General features: G+C 61.9%; 26 protein-coding genes. 14 read left to right on the top strand and 12 right to left on the bottom strand.

The window, feature by feature from the left end; genetic code table 11:
- Positions 1 to 11: 11 nt before the first annotated feature.
- Both IP85_RS15140 and IP85_RS15135 read right to left on the bottom strand, forming a co-directional pair.
- A complete protein-coding gene (locus IP85_RS15140; protein WP_054150513.1) occupies positions 12 to 2,201 on the bottom strand; it encodes a methyl-accepting chemotaxis protein in 2,190 nt (729 codons plus the stop codon).
- A 135-nt stretch (positions 2,202 to 2,336) separates the two neighbouring features.
- The gene (locus IP85_RS15135; protein ID WP_054150512.1) at positions 2,337 to 3,254 is read right to left on the bottom strand and encodes a LysR family transcriptional regulator; all 918 of its coding nucleotides are present in this window, start codon (positions 3,252 to 3,254) and stop codon (positions 2,337 to 2,339) included.
- Positions 3,255 to 3,408: 154 nt separating this feature from the next.
- Between IP85_RS15135 and choX the strand changes: the two genes are divergently transcribed.
- Positions 3,409 to 4,311, top strand: coding sequence for a choline ABC transporter substrate-binding protein (gene choX, locus IP85_RS15130; RefSeq protein ID WP_245280888.1), 903 nt, complete (start codon positions 3,409 to 3,411; stop codon positions 4,309 to 4,311).
- Between the two features lie 11 nt (positions 4,312 to 4,322).
- Positions 4,323 to 5,840, top strand: coding sequence for a choline-sulfatase (gene betC / locus IP85_RS15125; protein ID WP_082347738.1), 1,518 nt, complete (start codon positions 4,323 to 4,325; stop codon positions 5,838 to 5,840).
- Positions 5,841 to 5,901: 61 nt separating this feature from the next.
- Here betC and gmk read toward each other — a convergent pair whose 3' ends face one another.
- From gmk to fabD, 7 genes are all read right to left on the bottom strand, one after another.
- On the bottom strand, positions 5,902 to 6,549 hold the full coding sequence (gmk, locus tag IP85_RS15120; protein ID WP_054150510.1) for a guanylate kinase: 648 nt from the start codon (positions 6,547 to 6,549) through the stop codon (positions 5,902 to 5,904).
- A gap of 3 nt (positions 6,550 to 6,552) precedes the next feature.
- Entirely contained in the window at positions 6,553 to 7,443 is an 891-nt protein-coding gene (locus IP85_RS15115; RefSeq protein WP_054150509.1) for a YicC/YloC family endoribonuclease, read from the bottom strand.
- 23 nt (positions 7,444 to 7,466) lie between these two features.
- Positions 7,467 to 8,684 carry an endolytic transglycosylase MltG gene (gene mltG, locus IP85_RS15110; protein ID WP_054150709.1) on the bottom strand — a complete coding sequence of 406 codons (1,218 nt, stop codon included), beginning with the start codon at positions 8,682 to 8,684 and terminating at the stop codon, positions 7,467 to 7,469.
- Positions 8,685 to 8,879: 195 nt separating this feature from the next.
- Entirely contained in the window at positions 8,880 to 10,136 is a 1,257-nt protein-coding gene (gene fabF, locus IP85_RS15105; RefSeq protein WP_054150508.1) for a beta-ketoacyl-ACP synthase II, read from the bottom strand.
- Positions 10,137 to 10,268: 132 nt separating this feature from the next.
- Positions 10,269 to 10,505, bottom strand: a complete 237-nt coding sequence (locus IP85_RS15100) for an acyl carrier protein (protein WP_006727438.1) — start codon at positions 10,503 to 10,505, stop codon at positions 10,269 to 10,271.
- Positions 10,506 to 10,780: 275 nt separating this feature from the next.
- Positions 10,781 to 11,518, bottom strand: a complete 738-nt coding sequence (gene fabG / locus IP85_RS15095) for a 3-oxoacyl-[acyl-carrier-protein] reductase (RefSeq protein WP_054150507.1) — start codon at positions 11,516 to 11,518, stop codon at positions 10,781 to 10,783.
- Positions 11,519 to 11,548: 30 nt separating this feature from the next.
- Complete coding sequence (gene fabD, locus IP85_RS15090) at positions 11,549 to 12,493, bottom strand: ACP S-malonyltransferase (protein ID WP_054150506.1); 945 nt, start codon at positions 12,491 to 12,493, stop codon at positions 11,549 to 11,551.
- A gap of 208 nt (positions 12,494 to 12,701) precedes the next feature.
- Here fabD and IP85_RS15085 point away from each other — a divergent pair, with 208 nt between their 5' ends.
- The 7 genes from IP85_RS15085 to IP85_RS15055 all read left to right on the top strand — a co-directional run bounded on the left by IP85_RS15085 (position 12,702) and on the right by IP85_RS15055 (position 19,363).
- The gene (locus IP85_RS15085; RefSeq protein WP_054150505.1) at positions 12,702 to 13,745 is read left to right on the top strand and encodes an aldo/keto reductase; all 1,044 of its coding nucleotides are present in this window, start codon (positions 12,702 to 12,704) and stop codon (positions 13,743 to 13,745) included.
- A 134-nt stretch (positions 13,746 to 13,879) separates the two neighbouring features.
- Positions 13,880 to 14,812: a calcium/sodium antiporter gene (locus IP85_RS15080; protein ID WP_054150504.1), complete on the top strand. Its 933-nt coding sequence runs from the start codon at positions 13,880 to 13,882 to the stop codon at positions 14,810 to 14,812.
- Positions 14,813 to 15,125: 313 nt separating this feature from the next.
- On the top strand, positions 15,126 to 15,590 hold the full coding sequence (gene rpsF / locus IP85_RS15075) for a 30S ribosomal protein S6 (RefSeq protein ID WP_054150503.1): 465 nt from the start codon (positions 15,126 to 15,128) through the stop codon (positions 15,588 to 15,590).
- A gap of 23 nt (positions 15,591 to 15,613) precedes the next feature.
- Complete coding sequence (rpsR, locus tag IP85_RS15070; protein WP_006727431.1) at positions 15,614 to 15,862, top strand: 30S ribosomal protein S18; 249 nt, start codon at positions 15,614 to 15,616, stop codon at positions 15,860 to 15,862.
- Between the two features lie 183 nt (positions 15,863 to 16,045).
- Positions 16,046 to 17,023, top strand: a complete 978-nt coding sequence (locus IP85_RS15065) for a hypothetical protein (RefSeq protein WP_054150502.1) — start codon at positions 16,046 to 16,048, stop codon at positions 17,021 to 17,023.
- A gap of 13 nt (positions 17,024 to 17,036) precedes the next feature.
- Positions 17,037 to 17,612 (top strand): 50S ribosomal protein L9, encoded by a 576-nt coding sequence (gene rplI, locus IP85_RS15060; protein WP_054150501.1) that lies wholly within the window; start codon positions 17,037 to 17,039, stop codon positions 17,610 to 17,612.
- Between the two features lie 254 nt (positions 17,613 to 17,866).
- Complete coding sequence (locus IP85_RS15055; RefSeq protein ID WP_054150500.1) at positions 17,867 to 19,363, top strand: replicative DNA helicase; 1,497 nt, start codon at positions 17,867 to 17,869, stop codon at positions 19,361 to 19,363.
- A gap of 40 nt (positions 19,364 to 19,403) precedes the next feature.
- On the opposite strand, the gene IP85_RS15050 is transcribed toward IP85_RS15055, so the two are convergent.
- The 3 genes from IP85_RS15050 to IP85_RS15040 form a co-directional block, all read right to left on the bottom strand.
- Complete coding sequence (locus IP85_RS15050) at positions 19,404 to 19,706, bottom strand: AzlD domain-containing protein (RefSeq protein WP_054150499.1); 303 nt, start codon at positions 19,704 to 19,706, stop codon at positions 19,404 to 19,406.
- Positions 19,703 to 20,404, bottom strand: a complete 702-nt coding sequence (locus IP85_RS15045; RefSeq protein WP_054150498.1) for an AzlC family ABC transporter permease — start codon at positions 20,402 to 20,404, stop codon at positions 19,703 to 19,705. Before IP85_RS15045 ends, IP85_RS15050 begins: the two co-directional genes overlap by 4 nt.
- Before the next feature lie 68 nt (positions 20,405 to 20,472).
- Complete coding sequence (locus IP85_RS15040) at positions 20,473 to 21,336, bottom strand: AraC family transcriptional regulator (RefSeq protein WP_054150497.1); 864 nt, start codon at positions 21,334 to 21,336, stop codon at positions 20,473 to 20,475.
- Positions 21,337 to 21,420: 84 nt separating this feature from the next.
- Here IP85_RS15040 and alr point away from each other — a divergent pair, with 84 nt between their 5' ends.
- The 5 genes from alr (at position 21,421) to IP85_RS15015 (ending at position 25,334) form a co-directional block, all read left to right on the top strand.
- On the top strand, positions 21,421 to 22,587 hold the full coding sequence (gene alr, locus IP85_RS15035; RefSeq protein WP_054150496.1) for an alanine racemase: 1,167 nt from the start codon (positions 21,421 to 21,423) through the stop codon (positions 22,585 to 22,587).
- Positions 22,588 to 22,640: 53 nt separating this feature from the next.
- Complete coding sequence (locus tag IP85_RS15030; RefSeq protein WP_197278022.1) at positions 22,641 to 22,928, top strand: type II toxin-antitoxin system ParD family antitoxin; 288 nt, start codon at positions 22,641 to 22,643, stop codon at positions 22,926 to 22,928.
- Positions 22,925 to 23,245 (top strand): type II toxin-antitoxin system RelE/ParE family toxin, encoded by a 321-nt coding sequence (locus IP85_RS22010; RefSeq protein ID WP_245280878.1) that lies wholly within the window; start codon positions 22,925 to 22,927, stop codon positions 23,243 to 23,245. The genes IP85_RS15030 and IP85_RS22010 overlap by 4 nt, the downstream gene beginning before the upstream one ends.
- A 3-nt stretch (positions 23,246 to 23,248) precedes the next feature.
- Positions 23,249 to 24,652 carry a DNA repair protein RadA gene (radA, locus tag IP85_RS15020; RefSeq protein WP_054150494.1) on the top strand — a complete coding sequence of 468 codons (1,404 nt, stop codon included), beginning with the start codon at positions 23,249 to 23,251 and terminating at the stop codon, positions 24,650 to 24,652.
- A gap of 88 nt (positions 24,653 to 24,740) precedes the next feature.
- A complete protein-coding gene (locus IP85_RS15015) occupies positions 24,741 to 25,334 on the top strand; it encodes a CvpA family protein (protein ID WP_054150493.1) in 594 nt (197 codons plus the stop codon).
- Positions 25,335 to 25,418 lie beyond the last annotated feature (84 nt).

Genomic DNA, 25,418 nt, shown 5'->3' with positions numbered 1-25,418 from the left:
CCGGCTCTTCGTCAGGCGGCCTCGCGGCCGCGCTGACGATTCTCGTTTCCAGGCAATTTGAACATGGCGATCTGACCGTTGAGCCGGTCGGCTTCAGTCGCCACGCTCGACGTTGCTGCACTCGCTTCCTCAACCATCGCCGCATTCTGCTGGGTCACCTGGTCCATCTGGCTGACGGCCTGACTGATCTCGTTGAGGGCTGCCGACTGCTCCTTTGCAGCCGAAACGATGGCCGTGACGCGTTCGTTGATCTTCATCACATGATCTTCGATGCCCTTCAGCGTGTCGCCGGTTTCGTTGACCAGCCGAACCCCGGCCTCTACCTCCTGCGCCGAGCGATTGATCAGTGCCTTGATCTCGCGGGCAGCGTTGGCAGACCGCTGGGCGAGTTCGCGGACTTCCTGCGCGACGACGGCAAAGCCCTTGCCGGCCTCCCCTGCCCGGGCGGCCTCGACGCCCGCATTCAGGGCGAGAAGATTGGTCTGGAAGGCGATTTCATCGATGACCGAGATGATCTGGCTGATCTGCCCGGAGGACTGTTCGATATGGTGCATGGCCTTCACCGTATCCGCCACGACGGCACCGGATCTCTGGGCGGTCACGCTTGCTTCGCGCACCAGATGGCCTGCCTCTTCCGCACGTTGCGTGGAACTCGTCATGGTCGCGGTGATCTGGGTGATGGAGGCGGCAGCCTCCTCCAAAGCTGCAGCCTGACGTTCGGTACGGCGGGCGAGGTCGTCGGCTGCCAGCTGCAGTTCCTGCGAGCCGCCATGCAGCTGTCCGGTACTTTCGCGGATGGTCGACATCACGCCGCACAGCCGCTCCATCGAGCCGTTGAAGCTTATGCGAAGCGGATCGAGAGAGGGCGCAAAGGGTTTGGAGAGACGATAGCCGATTTCCCCCGCTGACAGCGCATCCAGGCCGCTGGCGAGTTGTTCAACCGCATAAGAGATCTCCGCGGCACGTTCTGCCCGTTCGCGTTCGGCCTCCAGTTCGGCCGCACGCTTGATCCGCTCGGCTGCTTCCTGCTCCTCGCGTTCCTTGACCATGCGGGCCTTGGCAAGCGCGATATATTCGGTGACGGCGCGCCCCATCTGGCCGATCTCGTCCTTGCTCTCGGCTCGGATCAGGTCGACTTCGACATTACCGGCGGCCAGATCATTCATCGTCCGTGTCAGGCGCCGCAGCGGACGCACGACGGTCAAGGACAGGGAGATGGCAAAGAAGCAGGCAAAGGTGAGCACCGTACTCGTGATCCCGGCAACACGCAGCAGATGATGGTACTCCTCGTCAGCCATCCCCTGCGCATCGACGACAATGGTCGCCAGCGTCTCGTTTTCGAGTTCCTTCAGACGCTCGATACGGCGCGCCGAACGCTCCAGCCACTGGCCGCTGTCGATCGCCGAGAGGTCAGCCGACAGGCCACCCACCATCATCTTCGAGCGTATATCCTCGACGGCCTCCGCATCCGGCGTATGCAGCAATTCGCGGTAGTGTTCGCGATCCTCGTCCGGCAGCAGTTCGAGATACTGGTCGATCAGCGATTTCTGCGAACCGAACATACCGACGAAATCAAGATAATGCGCCTCGTCGAACTTGCCTTCGGAGATGAAGGCGTGCCCTAGATTACGCTCCTGGCCTGCCACTTCCTTGGCGTTCATAAGCAGGCTGTAGGCCATCATCTTGCCGACCACGCCCTTGGCGCCGGCAGCGAGCGAGAACTCGCGCGAGACATTCATGAGCCGGTGAACGAGATCGGTGTAGTAGACGAAAACTTCTGCGGGCGCCAAGGTCAGATTGTCGGTCGAGGACCGGATCTGCGGAAGCTTCGCCAGCACCGCCGTGAGCTCCTGTTCGTGGCGCATCAGTGTCGGATCGCCCTCGGCCTTCATGTCGGCGAGAACCTGGTCCATCTTGTCGAGGGCGGGCGCACCGGCGGTTCGGGCGGCCTCAAGTTCGGCGCCATGCTCCCGCCCCCTGGAGGCGAGCAGGCCCACCGCTTCGGCGCGTTCCGCCTGGAGCGCATGCACGAAATCACCGATCACGCCGAGATCGGCGCTGACGATGTTCAGATGGCGAGCATGCTGATAGGCTGTAAACGTCGTATTGATTTCGACATAGGCCAGACCGGCCAGAGCCACGAGCGGTATGGCAAGCGCCACCGCGAGGCGCCAAGTCACTGAAACATCCGTCAGTCGCATCTCGATCCCCAGCGTTGCATCGGATTTTACTAAAATTACGCAACCATAGCGTCAAACTGATCATGCGTTGCAATGGTTAAACATTAGTCATACTGAAATTGAGAAAATTGAGAGATGAGGCCGTTTCTTTGGCTTTCAGTTCGCAAAACGTCCAGCAACTGAGCCAGCGGCCTCGTCGATCAACCATGTGGCCAGCAGATTGACGGCTTCGCTGCTGCTGCCCGGCACAAGCCAGTAACCACGCCCTTGGACCGCCATCACCTCACCCGCCACGACCAGCAAATTGGCCTCGAGCAGCTGATCCACGACGCCCAGCCAGCCGAGAGCCACACCCTGCCCAGCCATGGCGGCCTGAACCACGAGCGCATAGGTGTTGAAGCGGAGATCGCCCGGACTGTCCTGCAGGCTTTCGCCCCGTTGCAACCGCGACAAGTATGCAGGCCAGTCGAGCCAAGGCGAGACGTGCTCGGCTTCGAGATGGATCAGGGGACATTGCCGGATGGGCAGGCCCGGACCATCCTTGAGGCTTTGCGCCAGGATGGGCGTGCAGACAGGCACGACCCGTTCGGGCATCAGCAGGCGGGCATCGGCGCCGAACTCGCTGCCCGTGCCGAAGGCGACGGCGAGATCCGCATCCTCGCGCCAATGGTGCCCGAGGCGCTGGGTTGCGACGATCTGCAAATCGATTTCCGGATGGCTTTGCCGAAAGACATGCATGCGAGGAATGAGCCAAAGGCTGGAGAAGGCGTAATCCGTGGCGAGCCGCACGGTGGGTCTTCTGCGCGCAGCACGCACGCTGCGCTGCAGGGCATCCACCTCCGACACCGTGCGTTCCGCAATCGCGAGCAGTCGCCGCCCTTCATCAGTGTATCTGACGCCCCTGTGCAGGCGATGCAGCAAGGGCTGACCAAATCGTTGCTCCAGAAGGCGGATCTGATAGCTCACGGCCGGCTGGGTCAGACCAAGCGCTTCGGCTGCGGCCGACAGGGAGCCTTTCCGGTCGATCTCGACCAGCAGTCGCATCCAGGCGAGATCGATCAGCGCTTCAGACATAAATTTTTTCTATGTGAAACATCAAAAATCTCCCGCTTCACAGGTGAATGGTGCGGCTCTTGAATAAGGATAACCAATATCACAAAAAGAGGGAACTATCATGCGCAAGACACTTACGTCCGGCACACGCCTTGGCGGGCTCGCCGCTCTGGCAATGCTGATGATCACGACCTCGGCGGCCGCTGCGGACGCCGAGAGCTGCAAGGTCGTCCGGTTGTCCGATCCGGGCTGGACCGACATCACGGCGACCAATGGTGTCGCCTCGGTCGTTCTCGATGCGCTCGGCTATGAGCCCGATGTGAAGACGCTATCCGTGCCGATCGGCTATCAGTCGATGAAGAACGGCGAGATCGACGTGTTTCTCGGCAACTGGATGCCCGCTCAGCAGGCCTTCATCGACGACCTGAACGGTGCACAGGCGATCGAAGTCATGGCGAAGAACCTGGAAGGTGCAAAGTTCACTCTCGCTGTCCCGACCGCGGTTGCAGACAAGGGCATCAAGGATTTCGCCGATCTCGGCAAGAATCCCGACGAGTTCGAAAGCAAGATCTACGGCATCGAGCCGGGCGCGCCGGCCAATGCGAACATCCAGAAGATGATCGATGCCGGCGAATTCGGTCTGAAGGGCTGGGAACTTGTCGAGTCCGGCGAGCAGGCGATGCTGGCCCAGGTCGAGCGCGCCACGAAGGAAGGCAAGGGCGTGGTCTTCCTCGCCTGGGCGCCGCATCCGATGAACGAACGGTTCGACCTCACCTATCTTTCAGGCGGAGACACCTATTTCGGCGCGAATTTTGGCGGCGCGGAAGTCTATACGCTGGGCCGCACTGGCTGGAGCGGCAGTTGCCCGAACGCTGCCACCCTCTTCAAGCAGATGACCTTCGACGTCTCGATGGAAAACGTCTTGATGGGCGAGATCCTCGGCGGCAAGGATTCGAAGGAAGCCGCAACGGAATGGCTGAAGGCCAATCCTGCCGTCATGGATGGCTGGCTGAAGGGCGTGACGACCTTTGACGGCCAGCCGGGTGACGCGGCGGTCAAATCCGCTCTCGGTCTTTGAGGTCGTATCCAGTGACATCACGCCCCAATATTCTGATCCTGATGGTGGATCAGGCCAACGGGACCTTCTTTCCGGATGGTCCCGCCGACTTCCTGCATGCCCCGCATCTCAAGTCCCTGGCGAAGCGCTCCGTGCGCTTCGCTAACACCTATACGGCAAGCCCGCTCTGCGCACCGGCGCGTGCCTCCTTCATGTCCGGGCAATTGCCGAGCCGGACCCGCGTCTACGACAATGCAGCGGAATTCGCCTCCGATATCCCGACCTATGCGCATCACCTCAGGGCTGCCGGTTATCAAACCAGCCTGTCGGGCAAGATGCATTTCGTCGGGCCTGACCAGCTGCACGGTTTCGAGGAGCGGTTGACGACCGACATCTATCCCGCCGATTTCGGCTGGACCCCCGACTATCGCAAGCCGGGCGAGCGGATCGACTGGTGGTATCATAATCTGGGTTCCGTCACGGGCGCCGGCGTTGCCGAGATCACCAACCAGATGGAGTATGACGACGAGGTGGCCTACAACGCCACGCGACGGCTCTACGACCTGTCGCGCGGACACGACGAGCGTCCCTGGTGCCTGACGGTCAGCTTCACCCATCCACACGACCCCTATGTTGCGCGGCGAAAATATTGGGATCTCTACGAGGGCTGCGACGCCCTGCAGCCGAGTGTGCCTGCGATCCCCTATGACGAACAGGATCCGCATTCGCAGCGCCTGATGGATGCCTGTGACCACCTCGCCTTCGACATCACGGACGAGCACATACGCCGTGCGCGGCAAGGCTACTTCGCCAATATCTCCTATGTCGACGACAAGATCGGCGAGATCCTTGACGTGCTCGAGCGCACCCGGATGGCGGAGAACACGATCATTCTCTTCGTCTCCGACCATGGCGACATGCTTGGCGAGCGAGGCCTCTGGTTCAAGATGAACTTCTTCGAGGGCTCCGCGCGGGTACCGATGATGATGGCTGTGCCCGGGATCGAGGGACGGCTGGTAACCACGCCGGTCTCGACGCTCGATGTGACGCCGACGCTTGCCGGTCTAGCGGGCGTCGACATCTCGACGATCAAGGACTGGACCGACGGCGAGGACCTGATGCCGCTTGCGACCGGCACTGGCGGCCGCAGCATTGTTCCGATGGAATATGCGGCGGAGGGCACGGTGAGTCCCATGGTCGGGCTTCGAAACGAGCGTTACAAACTGACGCTCTGTGCGGCGGATCCACCGATCCTGACCGATCTAGAAGCTGATCCCTGTGAGATGACCAACCTCGCTCACGATCCGGCGGCGGCAAGCGTGTTCGAGGCATTGCGCGAGGAAGCAGCCCGACGTTGGGATCTGATGCGTTTCGATGCCGCTGTGCGGGAAAGTCAGGCGCGGCGACACATCGTCTATACGGCACTGCGCAACGGCGCCTATTTCCCCTGGGACTACCAGCCGCTGCAGAAGGCCTCGGAGCGCTATATGCGCAACCATATGGACCTCAACATTCTCGAAGAAAGTCAGCGCTTCCCAAGAGGCGAATGATCCAAACAAGAAGGGCGGCCGAGATAATCGGGCCGCCCTTTTCAATGAATCACAGACAATCTCAGGCGATCAGACCTTCAACAAAGTCGAAGAGGCCATGGCGACGATCGCGGCGCAGGCGCTCGGCCTTGACGATGGACTGGACGGCATCGAAGGCGGAGTTCAGGTCGTCATTGACGATGACATAGTCATATTCGCGCCAGTGCTTGATCTCTGAGCGGGAATTGTTGAGGCGTGTCTGGATGACCTCCTCCGTATCCTCTGCACGGCGATGAAGGCGCGACTGCAGTTCGGCCATGGTCGGCGGCAGGATGAAGATCGAGACGACATCGGCCGACATCTTTTCCTGTAGCTGCTGGGCGCCCTGCCAATCGATATCGAAGAGCATGTCACGGCCCTCGCCCATGGCCGTCTCGACGGCCTCACGCGGCGTACCATAGTAGTTGCCGTGCACCTGCGCCCATTCGAGCAGCGAGTCGCTATCGCGGAGCCGTTCGAATTCGCGCTGGGAGACGAAATGGTAGTGAACACCCTCGATCTCGCTCTGGCGGCGCTGCCGGGTCGTCACACTGACCGAGAGGCTGATCTGCTGGTCGCGATCCATCAAGGTGCGGGCGATCGTCGACTTTCCGGCGCCCGAGGGCGAGGAGATGACGAGCATCAGGCCACGCCTTGCGATCTTGACGGATGTGGGGGCGGCAGCGGCCATGGACTACTCCAGATTCTGAACCTGTTCGCGGAACTGGTCGATGACGACCTTCAATTCGATGCCGGCGGCAGTGACTGCGACGGCATTGGACTTGGAACAGATAGTATTTGATTCGCGGTTAAATTCCTGCGCCAGGAAATCGAGCTTGCGGCCGACGGGACCACCAACGGACAACAGTTCGCGGGCCGCCGTCACATGGGCCTTGAGGCGATCGATTTCCTCACGCAGATCCGCCTTGGTGGCGATCAGGGCGATTTCCTGATGCAGGCGGTCGCGGTCGAGGCCGCTCGTCCCGTCCATCAGGCTCGCAAGCTGCGTTTCAAGCCGGCGGGCAATCTCATCGGGCGAACGCGACGGATCCGCCTCGATCTGCAGGGCAAGCTCTTCGATCCTGGCGATATGCTCTTCGAGGATCCGGCGCAGTGCCGCCCCCTCGGTCGTGCGCATGTCGACCAGTGCGGAGATAGAGCGTTCGAGGCCGGCGAGAATGTCCGCGTCACGCTCGGCGATCGCTTCGGCATCATCAGTCGCTTCGCGCATGTCGACGAGCCCCCGGATCGACAGGAGTGTGTCCAGCCTGAGCGGAGCCGGGTCCAGTACGTCGGGTCCGAGCTCGTTGCGCAACGCGAGAACGGCCGCCAGTGCATCGTGATTGAGCACCGCTTCGACGCGGTTTTCGCTGACCGTCACGCTAAGGCCGATCTGCAGATTGCCGCGCGTCAGGCGCTCGCTGGCAAGGCGACGGATATCCGTCTCCAGCGCTTCGTGCCCCTGCGGCAGGCGCGTGCGCAGGTCGAGCCCCTTGCCGTTCACCGAGCGCAGTTCCCAGGCCCAGCGATAACGACCGGACGAGCCCTCGACCCGGGCGAAGCCCGTCATGGATTGCAGTGTCATGTCCCCGCCCCTTACCGCCGGTGTCAGTTATTGGCCGACGGATCGACTTCCGGATCTACATCCAGTGTGGCTGGCGGCGTTTGAGCGCGCTCGGCCTCGATCTTGCGCCAGCGACGGACATTCGCATTGTGCTCATCGAGCGTCTTGGCGAAGGCGTGACCACCGGTTCCGTCGGCGACGAAATAGAGATCATCCGTCTTCCACGGATGGGCGACCGCTTCGAGGGCAGCACGGCCCGGATTGGCGATCGGGCCTGGCGGCAGCCCCCTGATCACATAGGTGTTGTAGGGCGTTTCCTTGCGGATGTCCGACTGATAGATCGGGCGATCTGCCGGTTTGCCGTCACCACCGAACAGGCCATAGATGATCGTCGGGTCCGACTGGAGCCGCATGCGTTTGTTCAACCGGTTGATGAAGACCGAGGCAACATGGGCACGTTCGTCGTCCTTGCCGGTTTCCTTTTCGACGATAGAAGCCAGCGTGACGAACTCTTCCTTGGTCGTGACAGGCAGATCCGGATCGCGCTTCTCCCAAATCTGGTCGATCAGCCGCTCCTGGGCGGCCCGCATCTGGGCAACGATCTCGGCACGGTTCGTGCCGCGCGTGAACTTGTAGGTATCTGGACGCAGGCTGCCTTCCGGCGGAAGCTCCGCAGGCAGGTCGCCTTCAAGCACCGGGTCGGCGGCAAGCCGCAGGAACATCTGTTTGACGGTCAGGCCTTCCGGGAAGGACACCGAATACAGGATGGACTTGCCGGATTCGAGCAGCGCCGTGATCTCCTTCATCGAAGAGCCGGCCTTGATCTCATATTCGCCGGCCTTCAGCGTCTGGCCGTCCGTAAGGTAGGTCGTCGTGACATAGCGATAGATGCGGGCGTCAGAGACGATGCCGTTGCGTTCCAGGTTGTTGGCGATCTCGGCGAGGCCAGCACCGCTGCGCACGACGAAATTGGTGTTGGCGACGAGCGGACCGGGCTTCTGGTAGCTGTCCATGACGTAGAAGAAGCCGGCCACGGCCACGACGCTGACGAAGACCACCATGGTCATCAGGAAGTTCAGGAAGATCACCAGCTGGCTGCGCGCCTTGCGCGACCGGCGCGGCGGCTGCGGCACGCGCTCGGGGCGCAGGGCCTCGTTCGGCGACTTCGGAATGAAGGGTCCCTTGCCCGGCTGGGTCTCGGCATCGCGGCCGAAGGAGACACCGTTGTTCTGGCTACCGCCGTTCTGGCTGTTGTCGGTCACCGGCAATCCTTCTTTGTTTCGCACTCGCGGCTGTTTTATCCAGCAATGCGGCAAAAATCCGGGTCATCGTCCGGCACAGGTGCGCCGGGCGTTGGCATGATTTCTACCCGCTAAAAGTGGTGGCGGGCAAGAGCGCCCGGCCTTCATCCAGTGCAATCGCGGGCGGCAGATCAGCGACCGGCCGCCCGGGTGCGATCAGGCCTCGTAGCGCTTCAGCACGAGCGAGGCATTGGTCCCGCCGAAGCCGAAGGAATTCGACAGGGCAACATTGATCTCGCGCTTTCTCGCCTTGTGCGGCACGAGGTCGATCTTGGTCTCGACATCGGGAGTGTCGAGGTTAAGCGTCGGCGGCGCGATGTTGTCGCGGATCGCCAGCGCCGAGAAGATTGCTTCCACCGCACCGGCCGCACCAAGCAGGTGACCGATGGCCGACTTGGTCGACGACATCGAGACATTTTCGGCATGATCGCCGAGCAGGCGCTCGACGGCACCCAGCTCGATCGTATCGGCCATGGTCGAGGTGCCGTGGGCGTTGATGTAGTCGATGTCGGACGGCTTCAGACCGGCACGCTTCAGCGCCATGGTCATGCAGCGGAACGCACCGTCACCATCCTCGGAGGGAGCCGTGATGTGGAAGGCGTCGCCCGAGAGACCATAGCCGACGACTTCGGCATAGATCTTGGCGCCACGGGCCTTGGCGTGTTCCAGTTCTTCCAGAACGACGATGCCGGCGCCTTCGCCCATGACGAAGCCATCACGGTCCTTGTCGTAGGGACGCGAAGCGGCGGTCGGATTGTCGTTGCGGGCGGTCGACAGCGCCTTGCAGGCGGCAAAACCGGCGAGCGAGATGCGGCTGATCGGCGATTCGGTACCGCCGGCGACCATCACGTCGGCATCGCCGAGCGCGACCAGACGGGCAGCATCGCCGATCGCATGGGCGCCGGTCGAGCAGGCCGTCACGACGGAATGGTTCGGGCCACGCAGCTTGTGGCGGATCGAAACCTGGCCGGAGGCGAGGTTGATCAAGCGGCCCGGAATGAAGAAGGGCGAGAGGCGACGCGGCCCCTTGTCGCGCAGGATGTGGCCGGCTTCGACAATGCCTTCGAGGCCGCCGATGCCGGAGCCGATCAGGACGCCCGTGGCACACTCTTCTTCGTAGTTCTTTGGTTCCCAGCCGGCATCCTTCAACGCCATATCGGCTGCAGCAAGGGCATAGATGATGAAGGCGTCAACCTTGCGCTGGTCCTTGGGCTCCATCCAGTCGTCGGGGTTCCAGGCGCCCTCGCCTTCGGTCGGGATGCGGCAGGCGATCTTGGCCGGCAGGTCCTCAACCTCAAATTCCGTGACCAGGCGGGCACCGCTCTGGCCGGCCAGTAGCCGCTGCCAGGTCAGTTCCGTTCCACATCCCAGAGGCGATACCATGCCGGTACCGGTGATGACGACACGTCTCATCGTGCGAAGCCCACCCTAAATTGGTTGACCGAAGTCACTGTAAACAAAGGTCCAGATACAACAAGGCCCGCTCATCGCGGGCCCAAGCGGATAGGACGGGCTCGCGCCCGCCTTCCGCAGCAGTGTGATCGATCAGGCCTGGGCCTTCTCGATGAACTTGACAGCGTCGCCGACCGTCAGGATGGAGTCAGCTGCATCGTCCGGGATCTCGACGCCGAATTCTTCTTCGAAGGCCATGACGAGTTCGACGGTGTCGAGCGAGTCAGCGCCCAGATCGTCGATGAAGCTCGCGCCTTCGACGACCTTTTCAGCGTCAACGCCGAGATGATCAACTACAATTTTCTTCACGCGTTCTGCGATATCGCTCATGTCGGTATCCTCGACCTTCTAAAATTCAGAGGGAGCCTTAATGGCGTCCCTACCCTGCATTCAGCCAGTGACGCTTTCGTCCCACCAGCAAACCTGTTCGGCCCTGACCCAGAGCGGTTTATGCAAACAAAAGCATAAACTTCGGCTCATGAGACGGAGCAACTGCTCACAGTCATGGCCCGCTTAACACGGTTTAAGCGCGCCGCAAAGCCAGAAATTCGCCCCCTTGCCTTGGTCAACATCCTATTGCGCAGGGGCTGTTTCCGGCAATGTTATCAGATCATCGCCATGCCGCCATTCACGTGCAGCGTCTGGCCCGTCATGTAGGCTGCCTCGTTGGAGGCGAGGTAAACGACGGCGGAAGCGACTTCTGCGCCCGTGCCCATGCGCTTCATCGGGATGGCGCCCATGATCGCATCCTTCTGCTTGTCGTTCAGCTTGCCGGTCATGGCGCTTTCGATGAAGCCCGGCGCCACGCAATTGACGGTGACGTTGCGCGTCGCGATTTCCTGGGCGAGCGACTTGGAAAAGCCGATCATGCCGGCCTTGGAGGCGCAGTAATTGGCCTGGCCCGGATTGCCGGTCACGCCGACGATCGAGGTGATGTTGATGATGCGGCCGAAGCGGCGGCGCATCATCGGATGGGTCAGCTCGCGCGTCAGGCGGAAGACGGCGGTCAGGTTGACTTCGAGCACCGCATCCCAGTCGGCATCCGACATGCGGACGAACAGGCCGTCCTTGGTGATGCCGGCATTGTTCACGAGGATGTCGACGCCTTCGAGTTCAGCTTCGGCCTTTTCGCCGAGCGCCTTGACTTCGTCGCGATCGGAGAGGTTGGCCGGGAAGATCTTGACGCGATCGCCGAGCTCGGCGGCCAGTGCTTCCAGCTTTTCGACGCGCGTGCCGTGCAGGCCGACAATTGCGCCCTGGGCATGCAGCTGGCGGGCAATTTCTTCGCCGATGCCGCCGGTGGCGCCAGTCACGAGGGCCTTGCGGCCGGTCAGATCGAACATGGTCGGGTTCCTTGTTATTCGTTGAGGCGGTCAGCCGTTTAGGGCGGCGAGCGCTGCGTCGATGTCGGCCGGGCCGTTGACGGCCACACCGCTGATGTTCTTGTCGATGCGGCGGACAAGACCTGTCAGGACCTTGCCGGCACCCACTTCATAAAGCGTGGTGACGCCATTGGCACCGAACCACTCCACCGTTTCGCGCCAGCGCACCTGACCGGTGACCTGCTCGACCAGCAGATCGGCGATCTCGACAGCGGAGGTGACGGGGGCTGCACGCACATTGGCGATCAGCGGCACGATCGGGTCTTGTCTCTCGACCTTGGAAAGGGCCTCGCGCATGGCGTCGGCTGCCGGGCCCATGAGTGCCGAATGGAAGGGTGCGGAGACCGGCAGCATGATGGCGCGCTTGGCGCCCTTTTCGGTGGCGAGTGCTGCGGCCTTCTCGACTGCGGCCTTACCGCCGGAGATGACAAGCTGTCCGCCGCCATTGTCATTGGCGATCTGGCAGGGACCGATTGCGGAGGCTTCAGCGCAGATCGCCTGCACATCGCCGTGCTCAAGGCCGATGATGGCGGCCATCGCGCCCTCACCCACCGGGACGGCGGCCTGCATGGCATTGCCACGAATGCGCAGGAGACGCGCGGTGTCGCCGATCGAGAAGGTGCCGGCAGCGCAGAGCGCGGAATACTCGCCGAGCGAATGGCCGGCGACGTAGGCAACCTTGGACTGGAGATCCAGGCCCTTGGCCTCCAGCACGCGGATGACTGCCATCGAGACGGCCATCAGCGCCGGCTGGGCATTGGCGGTCAGCGTCAGCGTCTCTTCCGGACCATTCCACATGATATCGGAGAGTTTCTGGCCGAGCGCTTCATCGACTTCTTCGAAAACGGCGCGGGCCTCGGCAAAACTGTCGGCAAGGTCCTTGCCCATTCCGGCAGCCTGACTGCCCTGACCCGGAAAGGTGAATGCGACTGACATGGGCGTTTCTCCCTTGGTTTTTCCCTGTCAATTCACAGTTGGCCCTTGCGAGTCAAGCCTTGGCACCATTCCTCGACCGCCCGAAACACCGGAAATAGAGGGCTGTTCCACAGCTATCGACATCTTGCGATGCATCAATTTCTGACTAGATTGCTCCGGAACTCATCCCGCCTCCCAAGGCAATCCCTCCACATCAGAGGCTTCCCCCATGAAGATGAACCGGCTCGGCCGAACCGATATCCTTGTTTCCGAGATCTGCCTGGGCACCATGACCTGGGGTTCGCAGAACACGCGCGAAGAAGCCTACCAGCAGATGGATTACGCGCTCGACCACGGCGTCAATTTCTTCGACACGGCCGAGCTTTATCCGACGACGCCACTTTCGGCTGAGACCTATGCCGACACGGAACGCCTGATGGGCGACTGGTTTGAAAAGACCGGCAATCGCGACAAGGTGGTTCTGGCAACCAAGGTCGCCGGCCCCGGCCGCCCCTACATCCGCGAGGGCAAGCCGATCACCGGCGCCGTGGTCAAGGAAGCGCTCGACGCCAGCCTGACACGGCTGAAGACCGACTATGTCGACCTCTACCAGATCCACTGGCCGAACCGCGGGCATTTCCATTTCCGTGGCGCCTGGAACTACAATCCTTACAAACAGGATAAGACAAGGGCCTCTGCCGACATCGCGGAAATCCTGGATGCCTTGGGCGACTGTGTGAAGGCCGGCAAGCTTCGGGCCGTCGGACTGTCCAACGAGACCACCTGGGGCACACAGAAATATCTGACGCTTGCCGAAGCCAAGGGGCTTCCGCGTGTCGCCACGATCCAGAACGAGTATAATCTGCTCTATCGCCACTACGATCTCGATCTGGCTGAACTCTCTCATCACGAAGACGTTGGCTTGCTCGCCTATTCGCCGCTCGCGGGTGGTATTCTCTCGGGCAAATATCTCGACGGAAAGAAGCCGGCGGGCTCGCGTGGCTCGATCAACGGCGATATTGGCGGCCGCCTCGTGCCGCATCAGGAAGCGGCAACGCGCGCCTATGTCGAGCTTGCGGCCAAGCATGAAATTGATCCCTCCGCCATGGCGCTCGCCTTCTGCCTGACGCGCCCGTTCATGGCCTCCGTGATCATCGGCGCCACGACGATGGAGCAGTTGAAGACCAATATCGACGCTGCGGAGCTGACACTCTCAGACGAAGTGATGCAGGAGATCGCCAAGATCCATCGTCTCTATCCGATGCCGATCTGACGACACGAATACCGGGAAGCCGTCCGACAAACAAAAACGTGAACGGACGTGACCTAAACATCGCCGCAGTGCATCACCACCTGCGGCGACGATCACATATCGGCCGTTTGGGCCTTGTTTTATGGGGGTTTGTCTTGGATTACCTGTTCGTGGCCGGGGGCCTGGTCGGCCTTTATTTCGGGGCCGAATGGCTCTTGCGCGGTGCAATCGGCGTGGCGCAGAAGCTCGCCATACCGACGCTGATCGTTTCGCTCGTGATCGTTGGCTTCGGCACATCCATGCCGGAGCTGCTGGTCTCCGTCCGCGCCGCCCTCACCGGTTCATCCGATATCGCCATCGGCAACGTGGTCGGCTCCAATACGGCCAACATTCTCCTGATCGTCGGAGCCTGTGCGATGATTTTTCCGATCACGCATTGGGACAAGGGCGTGAAACGCGACACCTATGTGATGATCGGCGCTGCCGTTCTGCTGCTGGGTCTCGTCCAGTTCGAGGCCATCGGGCGAATCGCAGGCCTCCTTATGGTCGCAGGTCTGATCGCCTACATCCTATACGCCTATGTTCAGGGTAAGGGCGCGGTCGAAGAACTGGCGGATGAAGACGTGAAGCACGAGACACTCGGCACGGGCTTCATGACCCTTCTGATTGTCGGCGGCCTGGCCACGCTGTTTATCGGCGCCGAACTGCTGGTCCGCGGTGCGACCAATCTCGCCCGCGACTTCGGCGTCTCCGAAGCCGTCATCGGCCTCACCGTCGTTGCCGTCGGCACCTCGCTGCCGGAGCTTGCCACCGGCATCATGTCGGCGCTGCGCAAGCATTCCGATATCATGATCGGCAACATCGTCGGATCGAACATCTTCAACATCCTGTTCATTCTGGGTGTGACCTCCGTCATTCAGCCGATCTCGGTCGATCCGCGATTCGGCAGTTTCGACGTCCCAGTCATGCTGGGCGTCACCATCGGCTTCGCCTTCCTGCTTCTTGCGCATCTGGGCGTGCGCAGATTGACGGCCGGCGCGATGCTCGTGGCCTATGTCGGATACACGCTCGCACTGGTTCAGGTCTGACGTACCAGCGCCATTGCAAACCTTGACACGGGCCGCCGGCATAAAATGCCGTGCGGCCCTTGCTTTTGTGGCTAATCCGCGTATAAGCGCGCCGTTCACAACACCCGGTCTCTGGCTGGTGGCTGAACGGAGGGCTGGCAGGCCGATAAGGCTTGCAGCAGGAACCAGAAGGGTTTCCGGTCTCCCGTGTCTCCGCTCTCGACCGTCTCGAACACAACACTTTTCTTGCCGCGGCACACGCCGCACAGGAGCAGTCTGTGAGGCTTAGCGCCGGATCCGGGTGACGACAACCGCAAGAAAAGGCAAAGCTTACATGGCTCTTTACGAACACGTATTCCTTGCCCGGCAGGATATGTCCGCTCAGCAGGTTGATGCCCTCGTCGAACAGTACAAGGGTGTCATCGAAGCTAACGGCGGCAAGGTCGGGCGCGTAGAAAACTGGGGCCTCAAGTCCCTCACCTACCGCATCAAGAAGAACCGCAAGGCTCACTACGCCCTGATGGACATCGATGCTCCGGCACCGGCCGTCCATGAAATGGAGCGCCAGATGCGCATCAACGAAGACATTCTTCGTTACATGACCATCGCTGTTGAAGCCCACGAAGAAGGCCCGTCTGCCATGATGCAGAAGCGCGACCGTGACGACCGTCCGCGTCGTGACGGCGACGATCGTGGCCCGCGTCGCGATTTCGGCGACCGTGGCGATCGTGGTCCGCGTCCGGACCGTGGCCCGCGTGAAGGTGGCTTCGAGCGTCGTCCGCGCGAAGACCGCGCGTAATCTGAGCAATAGGAGAACACACAATGGCTGATGCATCCTCTTCTCAGGCACGTCGTCCTTTCCATCGTCGTCGCAAGACCTGCCCCTTCTCGGGCGCAAACGCTCCGCGCATCGACTACAAGGACGTCCGTCTCCTGCAGCGCTACATTTCCGAGCGCGGCAAGATCGTTCCTTCGCGTATCACCGCAGTTTCCCAGAAGAAGCAGCGCGAACTGGCCCAGGCCATCAAGCGCGCCCGTTTCCTCGGCCTGCTGCCTTACGTCGTAGCGTAATCTGATCCGAAGCCTGCCGGCTCTCCGCCGGCGGGCTTCATCCCTTCCGCGTTGGGCGCGGATCGGAACCGACCGCCAGATGGCGCGATTGCCGCGACGTCAGGTGAAAACCCATGTTGGGGATGGCTCTTGCGAGATCGCGTTAGCCCCTCCCCTAACTGCTAGAACAGCAGGACAGCGACATTGAAGAACCTGGATGCGAAATCGCTGACGACCGGCTTTGTTGCCGGCATTACCGCCGCCCTGCTCGTGCTGGGTGCTGCGGCACAGCCCACGCTTGCCTCCATCCTCTATGCTGCTTCCGCCCTTCCCGTTCTGATCGTCGGCCTCGGCTGGGGCAATGCCGCCGCCATCACCGCGATCGTGACGGCCGCCCTTCTCGGTATGGTCAGCGTATCGCCGACATTTGCCTTCGGCATGACAATCTTCACGCTCGGGCCGGCCGGCTGGCTGGCACACCTGTCGAGCCTGGCACGTCCAGCGTCCGAAATCGGCGGCCCTGACCACCTGATCGCCTGGTATCCGCTTTCCGATATTCTTCTTCAGCTCTGTGCTTTCGTGTCGATCGCCGTCGTCGTGCTCGGCGTGATCATCGGCTTTGGTCCGGAATTCACGGGCCAGCTTGTCGATGCGATGACGCAGGCGATGAGTACGCAGGATCCGGCCATGCTGCCCGATGCCGTGGCGCTCGAGCAGTTGAAGCGGACCATGGTCATCCTGCTGCCGATCATCCAGGGCGGCACCTGGGTTCTGCTGCTGACGATGATGTATTACATCGCCATGCGGATCGTCACGGCTTCCGGCCGCAACAAGCGTCCGCGCGAAGACTTTCCGTCGGCGCTCCGGATGAACCGCAACACGGTCTTCATCTTCCTCGCCGGCATTGTCGCCTGCTTCATCGGCGGCGTGCCCGCCATGATCGGCGCAGTTGTCTGCGGCACCTTCGGCGCGGGCTTCCTGATGGCGGGCTTTGCCTCCATGCATCTCAAGACCCGGGGCAAGGACTGGCGCCTGCCGGCCCTCGTGCTCGCCTATCTCTCTTCGATCATGCTGCTTCCGCTCATGATCCCCCTCATCATCGGCCTTTCGGACACACGAAGGACCGTTGCCCTGACGCCGGCCGGCAAGGCCGACACTTCAAACTCCGACACTGACAACTGAAAGGAACAGGATCATGCAAGTCATTCTCCTCGAACGCATCGCAAAGCTCGGCCAGATGGGCGAAACCGTCAAGGTTCGCGACGGCTTCGCTCGTAACTTCCTGCTGCCGCAGGGCAAGGCGCTGCGCGCCAACGAAGCCAACAAGAAGCGTTTCGATGCCGAGCGCGCCACGCTCGAGGCCCGTAACCTCGAGCGCAAGTCGGAAGCCCAGACCGTTGCCGACGCTCTCGCCGGCAAGTCCTTCATCGTCGTCCGTTCGGCTGGCGAAACCGGCCAGCTCTACGGTTCGGTCGCTGCTCGTGACGTCGTCGAAATCCTGGCTGCCGAAGGCTTCAACATCGGCCGCAACCAGGTTGAACTGAACACCCCGATCAAGGCTATCGGCATCCACCAGGTCACCCTGCACCTGCATGCGGAAGTCGAACTGTCCGTCGAGCTCAACGTTGCCCGTTCGGCTGAAGAAGCCGAGCGCCAGGCCAAGGGCGAAAGCCTGACCTCGGCCGACGCCATCTACGGCGTTGACGAAGACGCTCTTCGTCCGGAAGACTTCTTCGATCCGGACGCAGACATGGACGGCGAAGACGACTGATTTTTCCGCCATCGCGGAGACGAAACGCCCGGATTTTTCCGGGCGTTTTTCGTTTGCGCTCTGCTAAAATGAACGCTCCAGATCGCCGATTCGGCTGATGTCACAGTCAACCGAAAAGATCGGATTGCTCGGCTTTTTCTAAAGTCGCGATTGGGCGCCTGTGAATCAATGTGGGTTGCTGCGCGGGCCATTCCGCTGGCCCAGGTTCTCGCTATGGTGCAGCCACCGCCGACACTCTGAACGGATATGAACGAATGAATGATGCTGCGCGCAAACTGAGCCCGGTCCAACCGACTGAGCCGCTCTATCGGGAGGCTCCGAACAATATCGAAGCCGAACAGGCCCTGCTCGGCGCCATTCTCGTCAACAACGATGCCTTCTACCGCGTTTCGGACTTCCTGAAGCCCGAGCATCTCTATGAGCCGCTGCACCGCAAGATCTTCGAGGTCGCCTCCGAGATCATCCGCATGGGCAAGACGGCAAACCCGGTCACGATCAAGACCTTCCTGCCGGCCGACCAGAAGGTCGGCGACCTTACCGTTGCGCAGTATCTCGCGCGGCTTGCTTCCGAAGCGGTCACAATCATCAATGCGGAGGACTATGGTCGCGCTATCTACGATCTCGCGCTGCGCCGCTCGTTGATCCAGATCGGCGAGGACGTCGTCAATATTGCCTATGACGCGCCGCTCGACATGCCACCACAGGCGCAGATCGAAGACACCGAACGCCGCCTGTTTGCGCTGGCCGAAAACGGCCGCTACGACGGCGGCTTCCAGTCCTTCTCGGATGCGGTCGCCCAGGCCGTCGACATGGCAGGGGCTGCTTTCGAGCGTGACGGCAACCTCTCGGGCGTCTCCACCGGCATCATGTCGCTCGATGCCAAGATGGGCGGTCTGCAGCGCTCCGACTTGATCGTGCTCGCCGGTCGTCCGGGTATGGGCAAGACCTCGCTTGCGACCAACATCGCCTGGAACATCGCGGCCGCCTATGAGCCGGAAGTCCTGCCCGACGGCTCCTTCAAGGCGAAAAACGGCGGCGTGGTCGGCTTCTACTCACTCGAAATGTCGGCTGAACAGCTGGCCACCCGTATCATGTCCGAGCAGACGGAAGTCTCCTCGTCGAAGATCCGCCGCGGTGACATCACCGAGCACGAATTCGAGAAGCTCGTCGGCTTTTCCCAGACCATGCAGAAGGTGCCGCTGTTCATCGACCAGACCGGTGGTATCTCGATTGCCCAGCTCGCTGCCCGTGCCCGTCGTCTGAAGCGTCAGCGCGGTCTCGACTTCCTGGTCATCGACTATATCCAGCTGATGACCGGCTCGGGCAAGTCGGGAGAAAACCGCGTTCAGGAAATCACCCAGATCACCACGGGCCTGAAATCGCTGGGCAAGGAACTGAACGTGCCGATCGTTGCACTTTCCCAGCTCTCCCGTCAGGTTGAAAACCGCGAAGACAAGCGCCCGCAGCTCTCCGACCTTCGCGAATCCGGTTCGATCGAGCAGGACGCCGACGTCGTGCTCTTCGTGTTCCGCGAGGAATACTATGTGAAGAACCTCGAGCCCCGCGACATCGCCGATCCGAAGTATCCGGAATGGGAAGCGCATATGGAGAAGGTCAAAGGCACGGCCGACGTTATCATCGCCAAGCAGCGTCACGGACCGACCGGCACCGTGAAGCTCGCCTTCCAGTCGGAATTCACCCGCTTTGCGGATCTGGCCGAACCGAGCTTCATCCAATACGAAGAACCGTGAGATCGGAGGGCGCCCCAGAGGCGCCCTACTCATTTTCGGGTCAGAGGCCGAATAGACGCAGGAGCGCTACGGAGATGACGCCGAGTACTGCTGCCGGCAACAGTGACAGACGCAGCGCCGCTGCGACAACCACCAGGCAACCGATCGTCTCAGGCCAGCCCGTTGCCAGCGCCGTCGGCGCGACCACGGCCATCAGCACGGCGGGCGGGACGGTGGCGAGTGCCTTTTCGGCGCTGGCACCGAGTTTGAGACGGCGCACGAGGAATGCGCCGGACAAGCGGGTGAAAACCGTGGCGGCCATCATGGCAAGGATGGTCGCGAGGGTTGTGGGATCGAGGCTCATGCCGCCTGCTCCTTCTGCTTCAGCGGAATGAAAGCCGCCGCAAGGCCCGCGAGTGCGCCGGCGGCAATGTACCAGGCGCCCGGCACGAACGCCTGGACGGTGAGCGCCGCAAGTCCGCTGGCCGCCAGCACCAGTCCGGTCTCCCTGCCCTTCCAGAATCCGGTCAGCAGCACGATGAAGACCGCCGGGAAGGCGAAATCCAGGCCATAGATGGCGATGTCGCCGATCAGCGCACCGAAGAGCGCGCCAGCGAGGCTCGATGCCACCCAGCCGAGATAGAAGGGCAAGGCGAGCCCGAGATAGTAGGCTGGCGTCAGCACGGTCGTCCTAGCCCGCGCCTCTGCCAGCGCCCAGTTCTCGTCCGCCATGATCAGCAGCGTCGGCAGCTTCTGCCAGGGGCGGAAGAGGCCGAGGCTGCGTTCCAGCGAGGCGCCCATCAGTACGTGGCGGAGATTGACCAGAAGTGCTGCGAAGCCGAGCGCCGTCCAGGAGGCCGGGTGGGTCCACAGATCCATGGCAACGAATTGCGAGCCGCCGGCAAAGACCAGCGCGCTCATCAGCGTCACCTCAACCGGCGAAAGACCCTTGCCAGTCGCGACCGCGCCGAAGACGAAGCCGATCGGGATCGCGGCGATGATCAGGGGAAGGATGGCGCGAAAACCGTCGAGGGCTTCGCGCCGCCATGCTTGTGCTTTCATGGGGCCTCCTGTTCACGGAGGGTCTAGCCGGTTTGGTAACGCGCCGTCTTGAACGAAAGTGACTGATATCAGCCGGCGCGGAAAACGGCGGGCGTGAGGCCCGTGCGCGCCTTGAACTGCCGGGTCATATGCGCCTGATCCGCGAAGCCACAGGCCGCTGCCGTGTCCGACGGGGTGGCGCCTGATCGGAGCAGATGCCGGGCGTGGCGGATGCGCATGTCCGTCTGGAAGGCATGCGGCGTGATGAAATACTGCTTGCGGAAGGCGCGGATCATGTGGGCACGGCTGAGGTTCGCCACTTTCGCCAGCGCCTCGAGGCCGATCTCGTCGTCGAAATGGGCGGCGATATGATCGCGGACCCGGCGCATGGCCGAGGGTTCGCTGTGGTCAGGCGCGCGGATGATCTCGCTGCCGTGGCGGGCGAACATGGTGGCGAGAACACAATACATGCTCTCCTCGCCCTCCAGTGCCGCAACCTCACCGCTCTCGATCCGGCGGTGGGCAAGGTTGAAGGCCTTGGCGAGTTCCGGGTCGGTCAGAAGCTGTCGACCGAAGCTCGCAATGCCATGGAAGGCGCGGCCCGTCACGTCCTCGATGATGTCGGTCAGCAGCGCGACCTCGGGATAGATCATCCGGTAGCGATAGCCGTCCGGCGCGCCGGGCTGGCCGTCATGGATCTCGCCCGGATTGATCAGATAGAGCGCACCGGGGCCGGTGTGTTCGCGCGTGCCACGGATGCTTGCCACCTGGCAGCCGACCTCAATCGCGCCGATCGAGAAGGTGTCATGCGAATGCGGCGAGAATTCATGGGTGATGAAGGAGGCGGTCAGGCATTCCATGTCGCGGAAACGCCCGTCCCGCCAGAAGCGGGTCAGCTCCTTGCGTGAGACCGGATTGGCCTCGGCGGCCTCCTGCTGCGAAACACTGTGCATAGCAGCATAATATCGGGCCGCCGCATTTTCGTCTTGAAGAAAAGTGCTAGGGTCGGCGCATCGATCAACTGACCCGAAGCCTTCATGACAGACCGTTTCACCATCCTCGATGCGCCGGAGGAATTTCTTTCGGCACCGCTGCGCCTGACCGTGGATCTCTCAGCGATCGCCGAGAACTGGCGAGAGATGGCACGCCGCTCGGGCAAGGCCCGGACTGCCGCCGTCGTCAAGGCGGATGCCTACGGTCTCGGCATCGAGGATGTCGGCCAGGTTCTATATCACGCGGGCGCCCGCGACTTCTTCGTCGCGGTGCCGGCGGAGGGAGCCACACTCCGTCCCTATGCGCCCGAGGCTCGCATCTTCGTGCTGTCAGGCATCTGGCCGGGCCAGGAAGAGATCTTCTTCCAGAACGATCTCGTGCCCGTTATCGCATCCGAGGAACAGCTTGCCTTTTGGATGGCTGTGCTCACCGAGCGTGGCCCCTATCCTTGCGCCCTGCATGTCGATACCGGCTTCAACCGGCTGGGCCTGCCGATGGCCGACGCGCTGGCGCTGACCGACGATGTTTCGCGTCCCGCCAGTCTCGATCCGGTTCTTGTCATGAGCCACCTCGCCTGCGGCGATGACCCGTCTTCGCCGATGAACCGCCAGCAAATCGAGAAATTCCAGGAGGTTAGCGCGGCTTTCGAAGGTGTTGATTCTAGCCTCTCGGCATCTGCCGGCATCTTCCTCGGCTCGGATTACCACTTTGATCTCACCCGTCCCGGAATCGCGCTCTATGGCGGGGAGGCTGTCAGCGGCGCAAGAAACCCGATGCAGCCGGTGGTCAAGGCCGAGGCCCGTATCCTGCAGATCCGCGAGGCAAAAGCCGGCGAAAGCGTCTCTTACGGCGCAACGCATGTGCTGGCGCGCGACAGCCGGCTCGCCGTTACGAGCGTCGGTTATGCGGATGGCTATCTGCGCAATCTCTCCGGCTCGGGTATCGCCTTGCGCGGGACAGGAATTGCTGGTGCAGAGGGGGTGATCGCCGGTCGGCGTGTGCCGGTCGTCGGCCGGGTCACCATGGATCTCACCGTCTTCGACATCACCGATCTGCCCGACAATGCGGTGCGCAGCGGCGACTATATCGAACTCCTCGGCCCCTCCATGCCGCTCGACGAGGTGGCCCGCGCCGCCGGCACGATCGGTTACGAAATGCTGACCGGACTTGGGCTGCGCTATGAACGGATCTATCTCGAGGGGGAAGACTGAGGTCTGGCGCGGGTGGATTTGTTCTGCTATTGTTCCCATAAATGGAGCATCTGATGACCGAAGAAAGCCCATCCCAAGCGACTGTTCAGGTACAGCTAGAACCTGACGAATCTGCCTTTGTCGAGCCGCAGATCAGCAACGGCATCTATGCTTCTGCTGAGGATATGCTGCGGGCTGGCCTTCGTCTGTTGGCTCAGAACGAGCGGCTGGAGCGGGTCAAGGAACTGCGCACGATGATCGATGACGCGGACCGATCGGTGGATGCTGGTGACTTCAGGGAGTTCTCCAAGCCCGGCGACCTCACGGCATTCATTGTCGCCGAAGCGAAAGCACGACGGTGAACAGCAGTCCCGGTCGACCGTATCGACTGTCACCCCAAGCCGTCGAGGATCTCATCGAGATCTACGCCTACCTTTATGTCCGAAGTCCTGTTCCAGCCGAGCGCTTCACGGCCGATCTCGAACAAAAGATTGGCGACCTGGCTGCCTCCAGAAACCCGCGGGTCGCCCGCGATTGGGTCAAAACCGGATTGCGCGCATTTCCCTATCGACGTCGATGCATCTATTTTCGTCTCGTCGACGACACACTGATTGTGCTGCGCATCACGCACGGCCGCCAAAACATCTCCCCCGACGATTTCCCCGAAAGCGACCTGTAATTCATGGCCAAAGCCAAGACCCAATTCATCTGCCAGAACTGCGGCACGGTCCACTCCCGCTGGGCGGGCAAATGCGATGGATGTGGCGAATGGAACACCATCGTCGAGGAAGATCCGATGGGCGGGATCGGCTCCGGTCCCGGCAAGGCGCCGAAAAAGGGGAGGCCCGTCACCCTCACCTCGCTGTCTGGCGAGATTGAGGAAGCGCCGCGCATTCCGACAGGCATGGGTGAACTCGATCGGGCAACTGGTGGTGGCTTCGTGCGCGGTTCGGCGGTCCTCATTGGTGGGGACCCAGGCATCGGCAAATCGACGCTTCTGATGCAGGCGGCAGCGGCGCTGGCGCGGCGTGGTCATCGGGTAATCTATGTCTCGGGCGAAGAGGCTGTCGCCCAGGTCCGGCTGCGCGCCCAGCGACTGGGCGCTGCCGATACGGATGTGCTGCTCGCCGCCGAAACCAATGTCGAGGACATCCTCGCCACTATCTCCGAAGGCAAGCGGCCGGACCTAGTCATCATCGATTCGATCCAGACGCTGTGGAGCGATACTGCTGACAGCGCGCCGGGTACCGTGACCCAGGTGCGCACCGGGGTTCAGGCAATGATCCGCTTTGCCAAGCAGACCGGGGCGACCATGGTGCTGGTCGGGCATGTCACCAAGGAAGGCCAGATCGCCGGTCCTCGCGTCGTCGAGCACATGGTCGATGCCGTCCTCTATTTCGAGGGCGATCGCGGCCATCACTATCGCATCCTGCGCACGGTGAAGAACCGCTTCGGACCGACCGACGAGATCGGCGTCTTCGAAATGTCGGACAAGGGTCTGCGCGAAGTCGCCAATCCATCCGAGCTCTTCCTCGGCGAACGCAACGAGAAAGCCCCGGGCGCAGCGGTCTTTGCCGGCATGGAAGGAACACGGCCCGTGCTGGTAGAGGTGCAGGCGCTGGTGGCTGCTACCTCGCTCGGTACGCCGCGCCGAGCGGTCGTCGGTTGGGATTCGTCCCGCCTCGCCATGATTTTGGCGGTATTGGAGGCGCATTGCGGGATCAGGCTCGGTCAACATGACGTTTACCTGAACGTTGCCGGCGGCTATCGGATCAGTGAACCGGCGGCCGACATGGCGATTGCTTCGGCACTGGTTTCGTCGCTGGCCGGTATTGCCCTTCCGGCCGATTGCGTCTATTTCGGCGAAGTCAGCCTGTCGGGGGCGGTGAGGCCGGTGGCCCATACGGCCCAGAGGCTGAAAGAGGCGGAAAAGCTCGGTTTCTCCGCTGCGGTCTTGCCGGCTGCCTCCCCGGACCTTCCAAAGGGTTCGGCAGGCAAATGGAGGGAAGTGGACAGTCTTCCCGATCTCGTGGCGCGGATCGCCGGTTCCCGGCTGAAAGCCCCCACGGGTCAGGAAGACGGTTGATCCGGTCCGACGCGTGTTATCACGCGTTCCGGCGGAATCGCGGTGACATCAATGCCGGTCTTTTCCGGCAGCCTTGGAGTTGGTATTTATGCCCATCACAATTTTCGACGGTATCGTCATCGGCGTCGTTCTGTTCTCAGCGGTGCTGGCGATGGTACGTGGCTTTTCGCGTGAAGTGCTGTCCATCGCAAGCTGGGCGGGTTCGGTTGCTGCCGCCTACTATCTCTATCCCCTGCTCGTTCCCTATCTGATGAGCTATACCAACGATCCGCGGATCGCGATGGCAGGCTCTGCCGGCATCATCTTCCTGATCGCGCTGATCGTCATTTCCTTCATCACTTCGCGCATTGCCGACTTCATCATCGACAGCCGAATCGGCGCGCTCGACCGCACGCTCGGCTTTCTCTTCGGCGCGGCCCGTGGCCTGCTGCTGCTGGTCGTTGCGGTGGCTTTCTGGAACTGGTTGATCAACGAGCCGCAACGGCCGGACTGGGTCAACAACTCCAAGTCCAAACCCTTCCTCGACTCGCTGGTGCAGAAACTCGAGGCCGTCCTGCCGGAAGACATCGAGCCGCAGATCCGCGAGCGCATCCTCGGCCGCGACGAGCCGGAAGCCGGCGCTGCTGGCGAGACGGCTCCCGCCGAGCAGGCGCCCGAACAGGCTCCGGCCCAGAACAACTGATCCTCTCGCGGCTTCGGCCGCGCGACATGAGACAAGACACAGATGCCGCCGGATCGGGACAGACCGGCGGCTTCCCTGTTCAAA

The sequence above is a fragment of the Rhizobium sp. AAP116 genome, from assembly GCF_001295785.1.
Lineage (GTDB): Bacteria > Pseudomonadota > Alphaproteobacteria > Rhizobiales > Rhizobiaceae > Allorhizobium.
The sequence above is the reverse complement of the archived record's forward strand: the minus strand, read 5'-3'. Positions and strand labels throughout refer to the sequence as shown.

Coding starts and splice junctions, on each gene's coding strand:
- IP85_RS15050 (WP_054150499.1), bottom strand. CDS start 19,706: ATGAGCCTCGATCCCACAACCCTCGCGACCATCCTTGCCATGATGGCC.
- IP85_RS15040 (WP_054150497.1), bottom strand. CDS start 21,336: ATGCACAGTGTTTCGCAGCAGGAGGCCGCCGAGGCCAATCCGGTCTCA.
- IP85_RS15015 (WP_054150493.1), top strand. CDS start 24,741: ATGCCCATCACAATTTTCGACGGTATCGTCATCGGCGTCGTTCTGTTC.
- IP85_RS15140 (WP_054150513.1), bottom strand. CDS start 2,201: ATGCGACTGACGGATGTTTCAGTGACTTGGCGCCTCGCGGTGGCGCTT.
- rpsR (WP_006727431.1), top strand. CDS start 15,614: ATGGCTGATGCATCCTCTTCTCAGGCACGTCGTCCTTTCCATCGTCGT.
- IP85_RS15085 (WP_054150505.1), top strand. CDS start 12,702: ATGAAGATGAACCGGCTCGGCCGAACCGATATCCTTGTTTCCGAGATC.
- IP85_RS15045 (WP_054150498.1), bottom strand. CDS start 20,404: ATGAAAGCACAAGCATGGCGGCGCGAAGCCCTCGACGGTTTTCGCGCC.
- IP85_RS15100 (WP_006727438.1), bottom strand. CDS start 10,505: ATGAGCGATATCGCAGAACGCGTGAAGAAAATTGTAGTTGATCATCTC.
- fabG (WP_054150507.1), bottom strand. CDS start 11,518: ATGTTCGATCTGACCGGCCGCAAGGCCCTCGTGACTGGCGCCACCGGC.
- IP85_RS15055 (WP_054150500.1), top strand. CDS start 17,867: ATGAATGATGCTGCGCGCAAACTGAGCCCGGTCCAACCGACTGAGCCG.
- rpsF (WP_054150503.1), top strand. CDS start 15,126: ATGGCTCTTTACGAACACGTATTCCTTGCCCGGCAGGATATGTCCGCT.
- radA (WP_054150494.1), top strand. CDS start 23,249: ATGGCCAAAGCCAAGACCCAATTCATCTGCCAGAACTGCGGCACGGTC.
- fabD (WP_054150506.1), bottom strand. CDS start 12,493: ATGTCAGTCGCATTCACCTTTCCGGGTCAGGGCAGTCAGGCTGCCGGA.
- gmk (WP_054150510.1), bottom strand. CDS start 6,549: ATGGCCGCTGCCGCCCCCACATCCGTCAAGATCGCAAGGCGTGGCCTG.
- IP85_RS15115 (WP_054150509.1), bottom strand. CDS start 7,443: ATGACACTGCAATCCATGACGGGCTTCGCCCGGGTCGAGGGCTCGTCC.
- alr (WP_054150496.1), top strand. CDS start 21,421: ATGACAGACCGTTTCACCATCCTCGATGCGCCGGAGGAATTTCTTTCG.
- rplI (WP_054150501.1), top strand. CDS start 17,037: ATGCAAGTCATTCTCCTCGAACGCATCGCAAAGCTCGGCCAGATGGGC.
- IP85_RS15030 (WP_197278022.1), top strand. CDS start 22,641: ATGACCGAAGAAAGCCCATCCCAAGCGACTGTTCAGGTACAGCTAGAA.
- fabF (WP_054150508.1), bottom strand. CDS start 10,136: ATGAGACGTGTCGTCATCACCGGTACCGGCATGGTATCGCCTCTGGGA.
- IP85_RS15135 (WP_054150512.1), bottom strand. CDS start 3,254: ATGTCTGAAGCGCTGATCGATCTCGCCTGGATGCGACTGCTGGTCGAG.
- choX (WP_245280888.1), top strand. CDS start 3,409: ATGCTGATGATCACGACCTCGGCGGCCGCTGCGGACGCCGAGAGCTGC.